This window comes from Mesorhizobium sp. M2C.T.Ca.TU.002.02.1.1 (assembly GCF_003997225.1).
Genome location: NZ_RZTO01001130.1, coordinates 1 through 1,498 on the forward strand (window position 1 = coordinate 1; position 1,498 = coordinate 1,498).

The window sequence follows — 1,498 nt, forward strand, 5'->3', positions numbered from 1 at the left end:
GTGTTCGGCAAGGAGGACGTCATCCACAGCGTCTTCATCGAGTACCCCGCGGCGCTCAAGACAAAATACGACCCGCTGGTCGGCGCCATTGCCGGCAGCCTGCACGAGGCCTCCGGGCCACACTCGAAATAAACCCTCCACGCCATCCTCCGCCCGATTTACCGCTGGCCTTTTCCGGCCTAGCTTTCGAGCGCGATTTTCGCTCTAGGGGGAGTGCACATGCGCGCATTCATGCTTTCACTCGCAATGCTTGGGATTGCTTCCATGCCGGCCGCGGCTCAGTCGATCGGCGGCACCTACACCGTCGCCGGCACCAATTTCGACGGCTCCAAATATGGCGGCGAGGCAACGATCACGCTGACCAGCGACACGACCTGCACGATCCACTGGGAGACCGGCGGCTCGACCTCGGACGGCATCTGCATGCGTAACGACAATGCGTTTTCCGCCGGCTACGCGATGGGCAAGGAGGTCGGCCTCGTCGTCTACAAGATCGAGAAGGACGGCTCCCTGCACGGGCTATGGACCATCGCCGGCCAGAACGGCAACGGCACCGAAGTGCTGACGCCGAAGTAAGTCTTCGGGACTTCGGCAAATCGATCTCATGGGCCGCGCAGAAATTCGTGGCCCATTTCTTTTGGCGTTGCTGTTTCCGCCGACCTGCTACAGGTTCGATCCAAAATAGAATCCGGAAACGCCTTTGCCCCTCTCGCCAAATCTGCGCGGCGCGCTGTTCATGATCGTAGCCATGGTCGGCTTCACCTTGAACGATGCGATCACCAAATTCTCTTCCGAATCGATGAACATGGCGCAGGTCATGCTGGTGCGCGGCGCCTTCGCGTCGCTGTTCGTCGGCCTGCTCGCCTGGAAGCGCGGCGCGCTTGCCAATCCGGCCGCCATGCTGCACCCGATGGTTGCCATGCGCGTCGCCGGTGAAGCCGGCGCCACTGTGTCTTTCCTGATCGCGCTTGCGCATCTGCCGATCGGCAATGTCTCGGCCGTCATGCAGGCGCTGCCCCTTGCTGTGACCATGGGCGCGGCCTTGGTGTTCGGCGAAAGCGTCGGCTGGCGACGCTGGACCGCCATTGCCGCCGGCTTCGTCGGCGTGCTGATCATCGTGCGGCCGGGTTTCGAAGGGTTCAGCGTCTATTCGCTGATGGCATTGGCCAGCGTCGCCTGCTGCGCGGTGCGCGATCTCTCCACCAAGCGCATCCCGGAGGCCATCCCCACCATGCTGGTGTCGACGGCGACCGCGCTTGCCATGACCGTTCTGGGCGCGCTGCTTTTGTCGCCGATGGGTGGCTGGTCGCCGATGAGCGGCCAGGCGACCGCGTTTCTGGCGCTCGCGGCGGTGCTGGTGCTCGTCGGCTATCAGTTCATCATCATGGCGATGCGCTCGGGCGACATCTCCTTCATGGCGCCCTTCCGCTACACCGCCCTGCTCTGGTCGATCCTGCTCGGCCTCGTCATTTTCGGCGACGTCCCCGACCTGCCCATG

General features: G+C 63.4%; 2 protein-coding genes. Both read left to right on the plus strand.

What is annotated here, in order from left to right; genetic code table 11:
• Positions 1-219 precede the first annotated feature (219 nt).
• Positions 220-576 (plus strand): hypothetical protein, encoded by a 357-nt coding sequence (locus EOD07_RS34025; protein ID WP_127238317.1) that lies wholly within the window; start codon positions 220-222, stop codon positions 574-576.
• A gap of 124 nt (positions 577-700) precedes the next feature.
• Positions 701-1,498 (plus strand): DMT family transporter (locus tag EOD07_RS34030; protein ID WP_164772825.1); only part of this gene is annotated, 798 nt, incomplete at its 3' end.